Origin of the sequence: Rodentibacter sp. JRC1 (assembly GCF_020521555.1) — a bacterium.
Taxonomy (GTDB): Bacteria; Pseudomonadota; Gammaproteobacteria; order Enterobacterales; family Pasteurellaceae; genus Rodentibacter; species Rodentibacter abscessus.
On the sequence record NZ_BPWA01000001.1, the window covers coordinates 549,573 to 568,076 of the forward strand.

Annotated in this window: 15 protein-coding genes and 1 pseudogene; 3 read left to right on the top strand and 13 right to left on the bottom strand. The window is 34.6% G+C overall.

Annotated features, from left to right (window positions below; genetic code table 11):
* Positions 1–8: 8 nt before the first annotated feature.
* On the top strand, positions 9–416 hold the full coding sequence (gene frdC / locus HEMROJRC1_RS02445) for a fumarate reductase subunit FrdC (RefSeq protein WP_226691464.1): 408 nt from the start codon (positions 9–11) through the stop codon (positions 414–416).
* A 12-nt stretch (positions 417–428) separates the two neighbouring features.
* Entirely contained in the window at positions 429–773 is a 345-nt protein-coding gene (gene frdD / locus HEMROJRC1_RS02450) for a fumarate reductase subunit FrdD (RefSeq protein WP_226691465.1), read from the top strand.
* A gap of 119 nt (positions 774–892) precedes the next feature.
* Here the strand turns inward: frdD and ndk are convergent, their stop codons facing one another.
* From ndk to glnA, 12 genes and pseudogenes are all read right to left on the bottom strand, one after another.
* Positions 893–1,315 carry a nucleoside-diphosphate kinase gene (ndk, locus tag HEMROJRC1_RS02455; RefSeq protein WP_226691466.1) on the bottom strand — a complete coding sequence of 141 codons (423 nt, stop codon included), beginning with the start codon at positions 1,313–1,315 and terminating at the stop codon, positions 893–895.
* Positions 1,316–1,330: 15 nt separating this feature from the next.
* A complete protein-coding gene (gene pepB, locus HEMROJRC1_RS02460; protein ID WP_226691467.1) occupies positions 1,331–2,629 on the bottom strand; it encodes an aminopeptidase PepB in 1,299 nt (432 codons plus the stop codon).
* Between the two features lie 128 nt (positions 2,630–2,757).
* The gene (locus HEMROJRC1_RS02465) at positions 2,758–4,005 is read right to left on the bottom strand and encodes an O-antigen ligase (protein WP_226691468.1); all 1,248 of its coding nucleotides are present in this window, start codon (positions 4,003–4,005) and stop codon (positions 2,758–2,760) included.
* Positions 3,998–5,910 (bottom strand): annotated as a pseudogene (locus HEMROJRC1_RS02470) (polysaccharide biosynthesis protein). Before HEMROJRC1_RS02470 ends, HEMROJRC1_RS02465 begins: the two are co-directional and overlap by 8 nt.
* A gap of 34 nt (positions 5,911–5,944) precedes the next feature.
* Complete coding sequence (locus HEMROJRC1_RS02475; RefSeq protein ID WP_226691470.1) at positions 5,945–6,532, bottom strand: sugar transferase; 588 nt, start codon at positions 6,530–6,532, stop codon at positions 5,945–5,947.
* A 1-nt stretch (position 6,533) separates the two neighbouring features.
* A complete protein-coding gene (locus tag HEMROJRC1_RS02480) occupies positions 6,534–7,745 on the bottom strand; it encodes a DegT/DnrJ/EryC1/StrS aminotransferase family protein (protein WP_226691471.1) in 1,212 nt (403 codons plus the stop codon).
* Positions 7,746–7,758: 13 nt separating this feature from the next.
* Positions 7,759–8,571, bottom strand: a complete 813-nt coding sequence (locus tag HEMROJRC1_RS02485) for a glycosyltransferase (protein WP_226691472.1) — start codon at positions 8,569–8,571, stop codon at positions 7,759–7,761.
* Between the two features lie 8 nt (positions 8,572–8,579).
* Positions 8,580–9,611: a Stealth CR1 domain-containing protein gene (locus tag HEMROJRC1_RS02490; protein WP_226691473.1), complete on the bottom strand. Its 1,032-nt coding sequence runs from the start codon at positions 9,609–9,611 to the stop codon at positions 8,580–8,582.
* A gap of 13 nt (positions 9,612–9,624) precedes the next feature.
* Entirely contained in the window at positions 9,625–11,004 is a 1,380-nt protein-coding gene (gene wzy, locus HEMROJRC1_RS02495) for an O-antigen polysaccharide polymerase Wzy (protein ID WP_226691474.1), read from the bottom strand.
* A 1-nt stretch (position 11,005) separates the two neighbouring features.
* On the bottom strand, positions 11,006–12,247 hold the full coding sequence (locus HEMROJRC1_RS02500) for an oligosaccharide flippase family protein (protein WP_226691475.1): 1,242 nt from the start codon (positions 12,245–12,247) through the stop codon (positions 11,006–11,008).
* Positions 12,247–13,365 carry an LPS O-antigen chain length determinant protein WzzB gene (locus tag HEMROJRC1_RS02505; protein WP_226691476.1) on the bottom strand — a complete coding sequence of 373 codons (1,119 nt, stop codon included), beginning with the start codon at positions 13,363–13,365 and terminating at the stop codon, positions 12,247–12,249. Before HEMROJRC1_RS02505 ends, HEMROJRC1_RS02500 begins: the two co-directional genes overlap by 1 nt.
* Positions 13,366–13,530: 165 nt before the next feature.
* The gene (gene glnA / locus HEMROJRC1_RS02510) at positions 13,531–14,949 is read right to left on the bottom strand and encodes a glutamate--ammonia ligase (protein WP_304621904.1); all 1,419 of its coding nucleotides are present in this window, start codon (positions 14,947–14,949) and stop codon (positions 13,531–13,533) included.
* Positions 14,950–15,208: 259 nt separating this feature from the next.
* Here glnA and typA point away from each other — a divergent pair, with 259 nt between their 5' ends.
* Entirely contained in the window at positions 15,209–17,059 is a 1,851-nt protein-coding gene (typA, locus tag HEMROJRC1_RS02515) for a translational GTPase TypA (RefSeq protein ID WP_226691478.1), read from the top strand.
* 219 nt (positions 17,060–17,278) lie between these two features.
* Here the strand turns inward: typA and HEMROJRC1_RS02520 are convergent, their stop codons facing one another.
* Positions 17,279–18,493, bottom strand: a complete 1,215-nt coding sequence (locus HEMROJRC1_RS02520; RefSeq protein ID WP_226691479.1) for a pyridoxal phosphate-dependent aminotransferase — start codon at positions 18,491–18,493, stop codon at positions 17,279–17,281.
* Between the last annotated feature and the right edge of the window lie 11 nt (positions 18,494–18,504).

The window sequence follows — 18,504 nt, forward strand, 5'->3', positions numbered from 1 at the left end:
GGGAAAGAATGCCATTAGTTAGTAAACGTAAAAAATATGTTCGCCCAATGACGGCTACTTGGTGGCAAAAATTGGACTTCTACAAGGCTTATATGCTTCGTGAAGCTACTTCAATTTTTGCGGTATGGTTCTGTATCGTATTACTTTACGGCGTACTTTGCCTTGCAAGTAATCCCGTACCGGGCTTAGGCATTTTGAGTTTTATTGAATTTTTAAGAAACCCAATTGTGGTTGTGCTTAATATCATTACGCTCATCGCAACACTTTATCACACCGCAACCTATTTCTTAATGACACCAAAAGTGATGAACATCATTGTGAAAAATGAACGCTTACCACACGCATTGGTAAGAAATTCACTTTGGGCGGTAACCGCACTTATCAGCGTGGTTGCATTAGTTTTAGTTTATATTTAAGAGGGCGAAAAAATGATTGATAAAAATCCAAAACGCTCCGGCGAACCACCGGTATGGCTTCTATTCGGTGCAGGCGGTACAGTAAGTGCAATTTTCTTCCCTGTGGTCATTTTAATCTTAGGTTTACTCTTACCATTCGGTTTAATCGACCCATCAAATTTAGTTACGTTTGCCTATTCTTGGATCGGTAAACTCGTCATTCTCGTGCTAACGATTTTCCCAATGTGGTGTGGTTTACACCGCATTCACCACGGAATGCACGATCTTAAAATCCACGTACCTGCAGGCGGCTTTATCTTCTACGGTTTAGCTACTATTTATACCATCTGGGTATTATTTGCAGTGATTGGTTTATAAGAAAATCAAACAAAAATAGCGAGTTTTTACTCGCTATTTTTTTACGTGTGGTTTAAGTAAAACTTTCCGGATCAAGCTATCTCTTCTATCATAAATTCCCAAGATACTTTTCAATTCTATTAACGTTCATAAATTTCCGAATCAGCAAAGAAATAAGCGATTTCACGATTAGCACTTTCTACACTATCAGAACCATGTACCGAATTTTCACGTTGACTTAATGCAAAATCTTTACGAATTGTTCCCACTTCCGCCATTTCAGGATTTGTTGCGCCAATCAAAGTGCGGTAATCTTTCACTGCATTTTCTTTTTCAAGCACAGAAACCACAATAGGTGCCGACATCATATAATTTACTAACGGTTCAAAAAATGGCTTACCTTGATGTTCGGCATAGAACCCCTCAGCTTGCGCCTGCGTTAAACGCACCATTTTAGTCGCAATAATCTTGAAACCATCTTTTTCAAATCTCGTTAAAATTGCTCCGATCAAATTGCGTTTTACCGCATCCGGCTTAATAATTGAAAGTGTTTTTTCCATCATCTTCTATCCTCGCTTCTATGATTTTGAAATCAGTAAATTTGCAAGTGTTTGCACACCAATACCTGTCGCACCAACCGCCCATAAATCGCAGGCTGATTTACGATAAGTTGCCGAACAATCAATATGCAACCAGTTTTGTTGATAATTCTTCACAAAATAGGATAAGAATGCAGTTGCCGTACTCGCACCTGCTCCCATAGGAACAGTGCCGATATTAGCAATATCTGCAAAAGAAGAACCGATTTGCGAACGATGAAATTCCTCAAAAGGTAAACGCCAAAAAGGTTCATTTTCCTCTTTTGCTGATTGGAAAAGATCTACAACCAACTCGTCATCCATAGATAGAACCGAATGGTAGTCATTTCCCACCGCCACTTTCGCAGCACCGGTCAAAGTTGCACAATCAATAATAAATTCAGGATGTTGACCATCCGCCTCAATCAATCCGTCTGCCAATACCAAACGTCCTTCCGCATCGGTATTTAGCACTTCTGCCGTCACACCGTTTTTATAGGTTATAATATCCCCTAATTTAAACGCATTGCTACTCACTAAATTTTCTGCACAACATAAATAAAGTTTCACCCGTTGATTTAATCCACGGGCTATAGCCAAACCTAAAGCACCGGTTAATAAAGCTGCTCCGCCCATATCCGTACGCATCGTACTCATACCTTCGCTTGGCTTAATGCTATATCCGCCACTATCAAAAGTAATCCCTTTACCGACTAAACAAGCCAGCACCGGTGCATTTAAATCCCCGGTCGGATTAAAATCTAACTGTAACATAGCCGGTGGGTTAGCAGAACCTTTTCCTACCGTCCAAATACCTTGATAACCTTGCTGGTCTAGCTCCTCACTTGAAACAATCTGAAAACTGACCGCACTTTTTTCCGCATACTTTTCAGCTTGTGTCATTATAAATTCTGCTGCACGTTCTGCCAGTTTAATTGGTGTTAAACTTTGTGCGGGCTCATTAATTACACCCCGCACAAAATCACCACACTCAATACGCGCCAATAATTCGTGTTGTGCTTCATCATCTAAATGAGGAAACTCAATCGCATAGTCTTGTTTTGCCGTGTAAAACCCTTGATAGAACGCCCAGCAAAAATTCAAATCCCATTCTTCCCCTACAAGTTCGACATCTTTAATGCCTTGTCCGCGTAATTTACGAGCTGCACGTTGTACCAAAGTGCGGTCGATTTTTTCATTATTTTTTAAGTGAATAATCGCTTCATCGCCATTAAAACTTAAAATCGCATTATTGCCCCAGCTACCTAATGCCGGACGAGTTGAAAGAATAATCTCCATTTTTTATTCTCCATATAAACTATATTAGCTTTCTATTTACTTTACAAAGTTTCGATGATTTAAAATGTTGTTTGTTTATTACTCGAATTCCAATAATAAAGCTTAATAATATACGATTAGATTATATATTAAATAATCCTATATTTTCCTTCATTGATAGCAAATGAATAAAAAAGTCCCATTAGGAAAAAATAGAATATGTTTCCAGAATTATGAGTCAGGAAAGATTGTGTTAAGCTATAACTCATTGTAGATAAGATATGAATAATACCTAAAGTTGTAATAAATCTTACCCTTTGATTAGCCTGAGTATTTTTTTGCTTTTTATAAAAAATATATAGAGGAACAACAAAAATACCCAAGATAGCAAATCCTCCCAAAACGCCTTTTTTAGTTAAATCATCTATAAACTGATTATGCAAATGTATATATGGAATAGATTTTCGGCTAACAATCCCTTCTTCAGCCAATTTCTCTTTATAATCTGACAATGCGTTTAAGCTCCAACCAGAAATAGGATGTTTTAAAAAAGCATTATAACCAATTTTCCACATATCTAAACGTTCTCCAACTGAACTAACTTCATCGTTACCGTTAAAATAACTGTCAAATTGTTGTTTAGCCTCCGAAATGCGACCAATAAACCGCTCATTCATAGAAAGTGATGAAATACTAATAACTAAAATTGCTAAAATTGCAAATAACCATTTTTTAGATAATAAATGTTTATATAACAAAATAATGACTAAAAATAGAATTGGAAATCCAATCCATCCACCACGAGTAAAAGATAATGCACTTGCAAAAATACCAAAGAATCCTGCAATAACAGCTAATAAAGCGAAATTATGTTTTTTTATATCGTATAAATAAAGTGCAGTAATAAAACTAAATACTCCTAGGGACATAGCAATATCACCTGATTGAATCTTCATTTGCTCATCGAATGCACTTGGTAAATGTAAAACATAATACTGATAAATTGCCACTCCACCCGCAATAAAAGAACCCAATAGTATACTATATGGCAATATATCAAATTTCATTTCACTATAGATGATAAAAATAATTACAGAAAGAAACAAAAATGCTCTAAAGGGATTATCTATCAGTTTAATCTTTTCACCATGTAAAAAAATAAAGAAAAGTGATACAACAAAATACCCTGATACAACAAGAAAAATAATTTTATTTTGCTTAATAATTTCTTTAATACTAATTCTCTTAAAAAGAGCATAAAATAGAAACACTATACTGATAACGAGTAATATAGTTGAGCCATAGTTATATCCTTTTGGGAAAATCAAAAGCAAGGTAAAAAATAGAAATACCGAGATACTAATAAATAGTTGGTAATATTTTTTGGCATTAATCATAAATTTTACCTTTTCTTTTATATAATACATCAACTATTTCTGTTGTGGGTTTAAAACCTGTTGGAGCAGTGAGTAATATATGACGGATAGTGACATAATCTGCACAACTACAAGCTTTATCTAATTCTGCTAACACATTAGATAATTGTTCAAATGGTAAATACGACTCTTCTGCAGCCATAATACGAGGATGATCCGTTTTACGGATATTATCACCACCAATCAATAGTTCTTCATAAAGTTTTTCACCTGGGCGTAAGCCTGTATAGGTAATCTCAATATCACCTTTTGGATTACTTTCATCTTTGACAGAAAGGCCTGATAATTGAATTAAGTTTTTAGCTAAATCGACAATTCGAACAGCTTCACCCATATCTAAAATAAAAACATCTCCCCCCTTTGCCATTGCCCCAGCTTGGATAACAAGCTGAGCGGCTTCAGGAATAGTCATAAAATAGCGAATAATATCCGGATGCGTGACAGTAATTGGCCCACCTCTTAGGATTTGCTTTCTAAATAGAGGGATTACTGAGCCAGATGAACCAAGAACGTTACCAAAACGAACCATGCTAAAGCAGGTATGAGAATCTTTTAATTGCCCTGATAATGCTTGTAAACAAATCTCAGCCATACGTTTACTTGCCCCCATTACATTTGTAGGGCGAACAGCTTTATCTGTTGAAATTAAAACGAAAGATTTAACGCTATGCTCTGTAGCACATTTTGCAACATTATAAGTTCCAAAAATATTATTTCTTACCCCTTCGATCATATTATATTCAACTAAAGGTACATGCTTATAAGCCGCCGCATGATAAATCGTATCAATATTAAAATTGGAGAGTACTTGATCTAATCGTTCAATATCTTGCACATTTCCCAAAATAGGATAAATGTTAGTGTTCTGAATATTATTTTTTTTCACTATTTCCAATAATTCTTGGTGAATAGAGTAAAGAGAAAATTCAGATAACTCAAATAAAACCAACTCTTTTGGATGATTTAATATGATTTGACGACATAATTCAGATCCAATAGAACCGCCCGCACCAGTCACCATCACAGATTTATCAAGAATATTTTCTTGCAACAATGCTTGGTTAGGTAAAACAGGTTCTCGCCCTAATAAATCTTCAATTTTTACTTCACGCAATTCATCAATTTTAGCATTTCCTTGTAAAATCTCTTCCATATCTGGAATTGTTTGAACTTTAATTTTTAAAGGAATAAGGCTATCAATAATAGCTTTACGTTCAGCACGAGAAGCACTTGGGATTGCCAATAGGATCACTTTAATATTATATTTCTGAACTAATTTTGAAATATCTTTAAATGAAAAGATTTTATTTCCTAAAAGATAAGTACCATGCAATTTAACATTATCATCAATAAAACCACGAATACGATAGCGATAAGCATGTTTAAGCATTACCGCTAATTGCCGTCCATTAGATCCTGCCCCATAAATTAAAACTGATTCGTTGTCTTTGTCCAAAATTAAACTAACATAGTAGCGAACTAACATCCTTACACTACCACATAGTAAAAATACATAAGAAAAGTAAATAATAGGTACTGTTCTTGGAATATCAGAACCTATAAAAAAAGAGAAAAAAATAAGACTTACAGATGAAACACAAGCTCCGCCTGCAACCATTGCTAACGCTTTAAAAGATATATACCGTAACACTGCACGATAAAGCCCTAATTTAACAAACGTGAACAACGTAATTACAATGGTGCAAAACAAGGTTGTCCAAATTTTAGTATTATCAAAAGCAACTATCCCCCAAGCCTTGTCCAATAGGCAAGAAAAAAGGAGGATATAAGTAAAACGGCATCAGTAAAAAGACTTATAATTCTTTTTTTAGGTCTAGAAATTTCAAATATAAGTGAATAGATCATAATAATATCCTTCGAAATGAGCTTACTAAATTATCTAACGGATAATTTTTAGCATTGTTAGGAAAATGATTTTAAAATACTCAAATAAATTCTTATTTTGAATATATTTCATATTATATTTTATTTTTTCCGGCATAATCTTTTCAATATAAATCTTTTCTGGATCATTAGATTTCCCTAATATCTCATTCTCATCCATATATTCAATAGATGCGTAATCAGTAATACCAGGCTTAATCGAAAGAACTTTTCTTTGTTCATTATTGTAAAGTTCCACATATTTTCTCACTTCTGGTCGGGGACCAACTAGACTCATATCTCCAACCAATACATTGATAAGTTGAGGTAGTTCATCCAATTTATATTTTCGAATAAAATAACCAGAACGAGTAACACGTGGATCACATCCCCCTACAGTAATTAATCCTTTTTTATCAGCATCCATTACCATAGAACGAAATTTAAACAGTTCAAATTCTTTTCCATACAGTCCAATACGAATTTGCTTATAAAAAATAGGACCTTTTGAATCTAATTTAATCCAAATTACTAAAATAATAAAAATAGGGCTAAAAATAATTAGCCCGATCAAACTTAAAATAAAATCAAAAAAACGAATCATTTTATTTAACCTTATTATAAGCATTAACAACTGAATCAATAATAAAACTTACTTGCTCATTTGTTAATTGAGGATAAATTGGAAGAGATATTTCACATTTATAATTATTATATGATTGTGGATAATCTCCAATTTTATATCCTAGATTCTTAAATAAAGTAAGCATTGGCATTGGAATAAAATGAACATTCACCGCAACTTCATTTTTTGCAATTTCATCAATCATGGTATCACGCTGTGCTTCAGTGAACCCCTTAACGCGTAGTGCGTATAAGTGATAGGAAGTTTCTTTTTCTCCTTGCTTTGATGGCGGTAAAATTGCCCAATCAAACTGTTTAAACACATTATCATAAGTATCAAACACCCTTTTTCGTTCTTTTAGTAAATCTTCATAAATACGAATTTGGGCTAAACCAATGGCGGCATTTACATCTGCCATATTAATTTTCATTCCTAATCCCGTAATGTCATAACGCCACCCACCGGCTTTACTCTTAGAAAAAGCATCTTTTGTTTGACAGTTTAATGCCATTTGTCTAAGTTCTGTATAAAGCTTCGTGTTATCAAAAGGTTCAGGCAAATTAATACAAATTGCCCCACCTTCTGCGGTAGTAACATTTTTCACTGCATGTAATGAAAAAATAGCAATATCTGTCTCACTGCCTGTTCTGACATCTTTTTTATACCAAGCACCTAAAGAGTGAGCAGCATCATTTAACACCAAAATACGACCAAGTTTTTTTTGGTTATCGCTTTCTGCCTTAAAGAGCGGTTGAATTTCGGAGGATTTTACCAAATCCATAATTTCATCATAATCACAAGGAAAACCTGCAATATCAACGGGGATAATTGCTTTCGTTCTTGGAGTAATTGCTTTTTTTATCCCCGCTAAAGAAATATTAAAATCTTCTGAAGTATCCACCATTATAGGTTTTGCTCCAGCATGAAGTACCGCTAACGCTGTTGCACTATAAGTATAAGCGGGGACAATCACTTCATCTCCCTCTTTCACACCAAACCAACGAAGCATCATAATTGCTGCTGAAGTCCAAGAGTTGACACAAAGCACTTCCTTTGCTCCCGAAAAATGTCTAATTTCCTCTTCTAGAGCTTTTACTTTAGGGCCTGTTGTAATCCAACCTGAGTGTAGCGAATCAACCACTTCATTAATGATATCTTCATTAATATATGGGGGGGAAAATGGAATTTTCATTTTATTAATCCTTCTATCTAAATAATTTATATAGTAACCTTTTCACAAAACTAGGGGAAATTGACATCATAAAATATGCGATTGCATAAAAATCAGCTTTAATACCATAATTTAAATCTCGATTAATATGGAATAGTCGGAATTTTAATAATCCAATGTTTTTTTTCCAATTTGCTCTACGCTTATAAAAATCAGAACTTCGTCTAAACTTTAAACCTACATAATTTATATTCGCAAATTTACAATTATTTAAGAACCCCTGATACCATAGCAAAGTATCTTCTGCCATAGTTAAATCTGAAAGGTATTTAACACCTTTCTCAAAAAAACTTCTTCTAAACATACAGGTGGGGTGGGCGATAGGATCCCGTTTAGAAAAGAAATTATATAATTCTTTATGTGATAACGGATATGAAACGACATCCTTAATTATTTCATTCTTCTCATTAATTTCTTCGATAAAACAACCAACTACATCAATGCTAGGATTATTTTTTAAAAAGGCAATTTGTTTTTCAAAACGTTCAGGCATAGCAATGTCATCAGTATCCATTCGAGCAATAAAATCACCGCTACATTCCTTTAATCCAACACTTAATGCATTACCTAAACCAACATTTTTCTCTAATGGAATAGTTTTTAATTTATCTTTTAAGGTTGATTTCCACTCTGAAATAGCAAACTCTAGTTCTGTTGTTAAAGGACCATCTTGTACCAAGACAATTTCATCGGGTTTTAAAGTTTGATTAGTCCAAATACTTTCCATAGCCTGGTTAAAATACTCTGATTTTTCTTTGTGATAAATGGACATTAACACTGATAACATAATCACTCCTATAATTCAAAAGAAGCCTTTTCAGAAAATCTTTTATCTAAAAATTCTATCATTTTATCTTTGATAACTTGATAATCCGAATCAGATAAAGCGGGTGAATCATTAAAGCATATGAATTTAGGTTGTTGTTCATCACATTTCCTAATCATTTTATCTAAATAATCAACGGAAAAAATATTATCTTCAATGCCATCATTATACTTAAATGGAAAAAAATCACCTTTTGCTAAATGCCAATAGCGATATAGATATGGAGTTATATCTGTATTGGATCTAAAACGATTTTTTGAGCAATTTTTCATTTCCATATAAAAATTCTCTTTTACCTCAAGTAGAGTTCTTTTCAAATATGGCTGAGGAAGGTGCCAATGTTCAAACCAGAAATACTTTTTGTATATTTTTTTCAGTAAAAAATTACTAAATTTATTTAACATTGAATAACTTTTATGGTAAAGAAATTTATTATTAAGTTCTGATGGTTTAAAAAATTTATTTATTAGGGATATATTATTATTAAGTGAATGAATCCAAGAATCAATATTTTTAACCATTGCAAAAGCTTTATTACGAGGAATCCAGCCATGACATAAAAAATCAACAGGTATTCCATCTACAAAAAAACGTTCAACATTTGTTTGGGAGAAAATAATCATATCATCGTTTAAATAAACAAAATGTTCTGATAAATCTTGGATATTAGATAAATTCATTTCTATTGAATTTGAGTTAAAGACTGGTAAGTGTTCCTTATACTCATAAATATCATTATGTGTTACTAACTTAATTTTAGGAGAATGAATATCTAACCAATTCGGATAATGTCCACTGGTAATCAAATAAATCTTATTATACCAAGGGCAATTTTTCTCTATTGAGCGTAATACATATTTTAATGTGCCTGAATCTCTAAACCTTGCATTAGAATTGGCATCTGAAGATGATTCATTTACTGAATACTTCTGTCTTAGTTTTTGCCAATCCAGATCTTGATTATCGACCCAAGGCAATACAAAATCAATTTTAATAGGCATCTCCCCCTCCTAATTAGTTATTATTCTTTTTAATGTTAATAGTTAATTCGGCTATATGCCAAATAATAATAAAAAGCATAAACTCATAAAATAATTCAAATAGCTCTCCTCTTGGAAGAAAAAATAAAGTTGATAAGAACAAATAGGATAAATATTTAAATTTTGGACTATTTTTATTTAATTCAAAGTGCAAAACTATAAAACCTAATAGGAAAATACCTAAAAATACCGATATTTTAGAATCACCAATACTATATAATTCTGTTATATATGATGCTCCTGTACCTTCTCCTCCTAAAAAAGCATCAAGATCTAGAACAGCAGTTAGCTCATGACTTAAATAATTTGTCTTCTTTAATAAATTTAAAGATTGCCCTTCTCTATTTATTCTATCTACAATAGGTGAAATCAGGTAAGGGTACTCTTTAGATAAATTATTTTTGTATTCTATATAATAAGGTAATACCAACCCAGAAATACCTTGTTGAGCAAAGAAATCACTTAATGCTGCAGTAAGAGCTAATTCACGATCATTGCCCTGAGATCTAGATAAATTAATCATTTGAGAAATAAAAGCAAATGGTATAAGGATTAAAAAAGCAATCGCAAATAGTTTTTTCAAGGAAACTTTATATACTCTTATAAAAGAAAACCAATACCATATAAGAAATAAAATAGTAATACCAAATTCTGCACGTTTTCCTGAAATTAAATATACCAAAGTAACCGGCACAGTAAATACAGATAATTTAATAAAATCTTTTTTACTTAAATTTGATGAAATATAAAAAGACACACCAATTAAATACAATTTATAACTAACAAACTCAATAATACGCTCTATACCAGAAATAGAATTATCAAGATATAAAGAAAGATACCCAGAAGACATAACATTTTTGAGTATCATCATAAGTTTAAAAGTAACACCAGGTAAAGATAATAATATTATGTAATAACCTAACCTTTTAAAAAAGTTGGTATTGATGTTATTGTCTTGAATATTATTCTTTTTATCAAAAAAACAAATAAAAGAATAAGAAAATGCTAATGATATTATGGATAAAATATATGTAAGGATACTCTCCTTCATAGTCGATTGTTCAAATAAATTTCCAATAAATCTTGTTGCTAAACTCACTGGATATGGAAGTAGTCCTAAAAAATCTAATATAAACCTAGAATAAATAAATAGTCCAAAAACAATAGAAACAAGTAAAAGCAAGGGATATTTATTGAAGTTTAGAACAGCCCAACCTAAATTTATAAAATAAAATAAGAATAAGATAAATTCTAGATATATTAACCCAATATCTATATCTAACACTTCTATAGTAAAGGATAATAGTAAGAAAGAAATTATTGAGAATATATTATAAAGAAAATAAAACATATTACACCCAATATAACAATTTATACTTCTTACATAAATATACTCTATGGCACAACTCAATAAACACTGAAGAATTATAAGCCAAAACTAAAGCAAGTATAGATATCTCTGAGAAATAATATATCCCAGAACATATAAGAAAGTATGAAACCAATGAAATCATCATATTTTTAAAGAAACTCTTACTATAACCGTTAGGTATAAGTAAAAAATATCCTATAGAAGAACTTACAGACGCTAAAATCACATATACAGCCATTACCCATAAAAATTCCTTGATAACTAACATATTAGAACTGGATAATAATATAATAATGAAATCCGAGAACTCAATAATGAATATATAACTTAATAAGCTAAGGATAAAAATACTAATTAAAATAGGCTTCACTTGCTTTGATCGTTTATTTTTTGAAAAATACGGAAAGAAAGCCGTGTTAATATTGACAAAAATACTTCTAAATGCCCAAACAATTTTCTCTGCTAAATCATAATATGCAACAGCATGCATTCCAATAAAGTTCCCTAGCAGCATAATATTAGTTTTATCTTTCAATATAGCCATAATATCTGAGAAAAAAAAGACAACACTATTTTTCATATAGAAAATAAGTGTTGTTATATTAGGTAACTTAAAATTAATTACCTTACTTCTGATTAGAATAGATATAGAGATCAAAAAAACAATCAATGAACCAAATAAATAACATAAAGGAACAAGCAAATAGTCTGAATCATTCTTCACGAATAAGAGAATACAAAGTAATGAAACAACTTTAGCACTAAGGTTAATTAGTGTAATATATTTCATTCTTTCTATACCTTGAAAATACCAAATAGGCAATAAAATTTCTAGAAAAGCGGCTAATAAAGAATAAATATATATTTTAGATTCAACTATCTCTATTAAAGAAAAATAACTAAAAAATAGCCCAATAGAAATCATAAATAATATTATTTCTAAAAATACAACATTTATAAAAATTTCACTTAACTTTCCCTTGTCATTTCTAAAATAGCTTATCTGCTGAGTTGCATATGTACTGAATCCAAACCGAATAAATACAGCAAAATAAGAGGCTATTGATTGAGAAAAGATAACTAAACCATATTTATCAATTCCTAATCTATTTAATAATAAAGGCAATATTACTAATGGCAGCACCATATTTCCGAATTGCACTACAGATAAATATAAAAAATTATTTATCTGAACTTTATATTGATTAAAATAACTAGACATTATCTATTCTTAAAGATCATTTTATAAAAAGCTTGGATTAAGATGTAGAAAACGGAAATTAACATACCAAAAATAAAGCCAATTATAAGAATTAATACTTTATTTGGCTTATCCCTAACCACAGGATAATCCGGCGATGCCTGATAAGTAAAGGTATTCGCTTTCACTGATTTCGCTTTTTCATATAAAGGTTCGAGTTCCTTTAATTGTTCTTGAATTTGATAATATCTCGGTGGATAAATAATTTCTTTTGCTGAAATCGTATCAATTTGTGCTTTTAGATATTTTTCGCCTAGCATAAATAAATATGAGCTATCATTTAATTTCGAATCGGATAAAGGTACTTTAGTATCCGTTAAAGCCAAAGTTGGAATTGCAATGCCATTTCCTGTCGGTTGAGAAAACTGATGAATACCTGCTTGCTTAGCAATATCATAAGCTTGAGTTAGATTTTCTAAAGAAATATCCTTCTGAATAGTTAAATTCTGGCTAATTTTTTGTGCCTCATATCTAAGCGCGGCAATTTTTTGTTCAAAGTTTATAAGAAAATTCTCTTTTTCCAATTTAAATGCAGCTTCGTTGATATTATGAATAAAGCCTTGCAATGTATTTTGTGCCAGATCTGCTGTTGGAGCTGATGACAAAGATAAACGATGTGCTATCGCATTCGGCTCTTTTTTCGTATCAGGTTTGCTGATGACTGTTTCTTCATTAACTAATTTAGCTAATGTTTGACGAGCGCCCCTTTCATCTTGCTCAGAGGATAATTGCTTATACAACTCAGATTCTAAAAAAAACCTCTGTTTAACATCAGCAGAAGCTGCAAGACGAACAAATTGATCAAATAAGTTTGTTTTTAAATCACTCGCTTTTAGTTCCTCACCCACAATTCGGCCATATTCCTTTCTGATTGAGAAATAATCGCCAAAATCAACTAATTGAGGCGCAATCACTTCAGCTTTTGAAGTCCACTTTTCCTGAGCAGTAAAAGCATAAACACCGGCAATAGCCGTAAAAATAAATGCCGATAAAATGATCCAAATTTTTTTATTCCATAAAACTTTTATTAATTCAATAAGATCGATCTCATCATTTGTAGTCGTGCCGGTATGATTCATTATAAAGCCCTCAATAATTTATGCTCATAAAATCTTCTTGTGTATTTTACCTGATATAACCTTTCATCACAAATCAGGAATTGAAAATTAATGTAAAGCCTAACAAAAAATGCGACCAAAACTGACCGCACTTTTCTTGTTAAGACTATAATTTCCTATTGCAAATTAGGCATAATACATCTCAAATTCTACCGGGTGGGGGGTCATATTCAAACGTTCCACTTCTTTGCGCTTAATAGCGATAAAGGCTTCTACAAACTCCTTACTGAACACGTTACCCTGTGTTAAAAATTCGTAATCTTTTTCTAACGAATCTAAAGCTTCTTCAAGTGAGCCGGCGACGGCAGGAATATCCTTTAATTCCTCCGGTGGTAAATCGTAGAGGTTTTTATCCATCGCATCACCCGGGTGAATTTTATTTACCACACCGTCTAACCCTGCCATCAATAAGGCGGCAAAGGCTAAATACGGGTTTGCCATCGGATCAGGGAAGCGTGCTTCAACACGAATTGCTTTCGGGCTGGTTACTGCCGGAATACGAATTGAAGCAGAGCGGTTACTGGCTGAATAAGCTAATAATACAGGTGCTTCATAGCCCGGCACTAAGCGTTTGTATGAATTGGTAGTCGGGTTGGTGAACGCATTTAAGGCTTTTGCGTGCTTGATAATGCCGCCGATATAATAAAGTGCGGTTTCAGAAAGACCGGCATATTTATCACCTTGGAAAATATTTTTGCCGTCTTTGCTTAATGACATATTACAGTGCATACCCGAGCCGTTATCGCCGGTAATTGGCTTCGGCATAAAACAAGCGGTTTTACCCTGTTCAAGTGCAACATTTTGTACAACATATTTATAGATTTGAGTTTCATCCGCTTTTAAGGTTAAAGTATTGAATTTTGTTGCAATTTCGTTTTGACCTGCAGTGGCAACTTCGTGATGATGGGCTTCAATCACTAATCCCATTTCTTCTAAAATCAAACACATTTCGGAACGAATATCATGGGCAGTATCAATCGGTGCTACGGCGCAATATCCTCCCTTTTTCAACGGGCGATAAGCATTATTTCCATCTTCATATTTTTTGTTAGTATTCCAAGCAGCTTCTACATCATCAATAGAAAATGAAGCTCGGTTCATCGAAACATCAAAACGCACGTCATCAAAGAGGAAAAATTCGGGTTCAGGCCCGAAAAACGCCTGATCGGCAATACCGGTTGAACGCATATAATTTTCGGCACGAATTGCAATTGAACGAGGATCGCGGTCATAACTTTGCATTGTTGCCGGCTCATAAACACTACAACGTAAAGAAAGTGTCGGGATCTGTGCAAAAGGATCTACCACGGCGGTTTCCGCCATCGGCATTAAAAGCATATCCGCCTTATTAATCGTTTTCCAACCTTCTACCGATGAACCGTCAAACATTTTACCGTCTTCAAACATTTCTTCATCGACAAGGCTAACCGGAATAGATACACCGTGTTCCTTACCTTTAATATCGGTGAATCGGAGAAGAACAAATTTAATCTCGTTTTCTTCAATGAGTTTAAACACGTTGGCGATTGCATTTGACATAGGAATCCTCTATTTTGCGATATGGTCTCAATAAAATAAGCGCGCATTGTAGCTTAATCACCCAATTTTTTCACTAGATTTATTTTTTCAATTGTCATAGCAGGTAACGTAAAAGTCGTGTATAATTTTTGCCCTTTCGTGCCAAGATAAATGCAATTTAGTGCATAGTGTAAATTGCCTACGATTCCCACACGAAATAATAAACTTTTTATACACGAGCGTGAAACCTTGTTTCACTCCCTACATAATCAATTCAATATAAACAATGAAAAACGAAATCGATATTAACAAATTGCGCAATATTGCTATTATCGCGCACGTTGACCACGGTAAAACCACCCTTGTAGATAAACTCCTTCAACAATCCGGTACTTTTGACTCCATACGTGGTGACGCTGATGAACGCGTGATGGACTCTAATGATCTTGAAAAAGAACGTGGCATTACCATTCTTGCCAAAAACACTGCTATTAACTGGAACGATTACCGTATCAATATCGTAGATACCCCGGGACACGCAGACTTCGGCGGTGAAGTAGAACGCGTACTCTCAATGGTAGATTCTGTACTTTTAGTCGTTGATGCGTTTGACGGCCCGATGCCGCAAACCCGTTTCGTTACCCAAAAAGCTTTTGCTCACGGTTTAAAACCCATCGTAGTGATCAACAAAGTGGATCGCCCCGGTGCACGCCCTGATTGGGTTGTAGATCAAGTATTCGATTTATTCGTAAACCTTGGCGCAACAGATGAACAATTAGACTTCCCGATTATTTACGCTTCAGCGCTAAACGGGGTGGCAGGTCTTGAACACGAAGAATTAGCGGAAGATATGACTCCGTTATTTGAAGCCATCGTCAAACACGTTGAACCGCCGAAAGTGGAATTAGATGCCCCGTTCCAAATGCAAATTTCCCAATTAGACTATAACAACTATGTAGGAGTGATTGGAATCGGACGTATTAAGCGCGGCTCAGTCAAACCGAATCAACCGGTTACCATTATTAATAGCGAAGGGAAAACCCGTCAAGGTCGTATAGGTCAAGTGCTTGGTCACCTTGGCTTACAACGTTATGAAGAAGATGTGGCTTACGCCGGAGACATCGTTGCCATTACCGGTTTAGGTGAACTCAACATTTCCGACACCATTTGTGATATCAACGCCGTTGAAGCATTGCCTTCACTCACCGTTGATGAACCGACCGTAACGATGTTCTTCTGCGTAAATACTTCACCGTTTGCCGGTCAAGAAGGGAAATACGTTACTTCACGCCAAATCCTTGAACGCTTAAATAAAGAACTCGTTCACAACGTGGCACTGCGTGTAGAAGAAACCCCTAATCCTGATGAGTTCCGCGTATCCGGTCGCGGTGAGTTACATCTTTCCGTCTTAATTGAAAATATGCGCCGTGAAGGCTATGAATTAGCCGTATCCCGTCCGAAAGTTATTTATCGTGAAATTGACGGCAAAAAACAAGAACCATACGAACAAGTTACCATTGATGTGGAAGAACAACACCAAGGCTCCGTAATGGAAGCGCTAGGTATCCGCAAAGGTGAGGTGCGTGATATGTTGCCTGACGGAAAAGGGCGCGTACGTTTAGAATACATTATTCCGAGCCGAGGATTAATCGGTTTCCGCGGTGAATTTATGACAATGACTTCCGGCACAGGCTTGCTTTACTCCAGCTTCAGTCACTATGATGAAATCAAAGGCGGAGAAATCGGTCAGCGTAAAAACGGCGTGTTAATTTCTAACGCCACCGGCAAAGCGTTGGCTTACGCATTATTCGGTTTACAGGAACGCGGTAAATTAATGATTGATGCCAATGTTGATGTGTATGAAGGTCAAATCATCGGTATTCACAGCCGCTCAAACGATCTCACGGTCAACTGCTTACAAGGTAAAAAACTCACCAATATGCGTGCTTCAGGCAAAGATGACGCTATCGTGTTAACCACACCGGTGAAGTTCTCCCTTGAACAAGCGATTGAGTTTATTGATGATGATGAACTCGTAGAAGTAACACCGGAATCGATCCGTATCCGCAAAAAACTTTTAACGGAAAACGATCGTAAACGTGCTAATCGCACCACAACCAGCACAAGTACTCAGTAATAAAAAATGGGATCACTGTTGATCCCGTTTTTATCTCCCAAGTGCGGTCAGAAAATCTTTAGATTTTGAACGTTGGCTTGCCAACTGTGTCGTAAGGCATAACAATCGCTTTGAGCGATTGCGTATAAATTTTCCGGTATTATGTATCAGTTGCACGAAGAGAATTTTATATCCAATATTTATCGGGGGTAGGGGCGTATTGCATACGCCCCTACCATTTTATTGATGATAATTTTCCAAGAAACGCCCCAGTTTGGTAATCGCTTCTTCCAATTGATTCACATAAGGCAAGGTTACAATACGGAAATGATCCGGCGAATGCCAATTAAAGCCTTTGCCGTGCACAAGCAATACTTTTTCTTGACGAAGTAAATCAAGCACCATTTTTTCATCACTGTGAATATTGAATTTTTTAACATCCATTTTAGGGAACATATACATCGCCCCCATCGGTTTTACGCAAGTAATCCCCGGAATCTGAGTGATTAATTCGTAGGCTTTATTGCGTTGCTCCAATAAACGCCCGCCCGGTAAAATAAATTCATTGATACTTTGATAGCCGCCCAACGCCGTTTGAATGGCGTGTTGCATTGGCACATTTGCACACAAACGCATCGAAGCCAACATATCCAAGCCTTCAATATAGCCTTTCGCCTGATGTTTCGGGCCATTTAAAATCATCCAGCCTTGACGAAAACCCGCAACACGGTAGGCTTTAGATAAACCGTTGAAGGTAACCGTTAATAAATCCGGTGCAAGCGAAGCAATATGATGATGAACCGCACCATCGTATAAAATCTTGTCATAGATTTCATCTGCAAAAATAATCAAATTATTTTGACGCGCTATTTCCACAACCTCTTCCAGTAACGCTTTGCTATATACCGAACCGGTCGGATTATTCGGATTAATGATTACAATCGCTTTCGTTTTTGCATTCACCTTGGCTTTAATATCATCAATCGCCGGAAACCAATTCGCCTCTTCATCACATAAATAATGTACGGCTTTACCGCCGGAAAGGGTTACCGCCGCCGTCCATAACGGATAATCGGGCATTGGCACAAGCACTTCATCACCGTCATTTAACAAGGCTTGCATTGCCATTGTGATGAGTTCCGACACCCCATTACCGATATACACATCATTTACTGTCGCACCTTGAATACCTTTGGATTGATAATATTGCACAATGGCTTTACGTGCGGAATATAGTCCTTTGGAATCACAATAGCCTTGCGCAGAGGGTAAATTGCGCAACACATCCACCAAAATTTCATCCGGTGCTTCAAAACCAAAAGGTGCGGGATTGCCGATATTAAGCTTTAAAATTTTATTACCTTCTTCTTCCAAACGCAGCGCTTCCTTGTGCACAGGCCCTCGAATGTCATAACAAACGTGTTCCAATTTGTCGGATTTTGGGAATAATCGCATAATGAAATCCT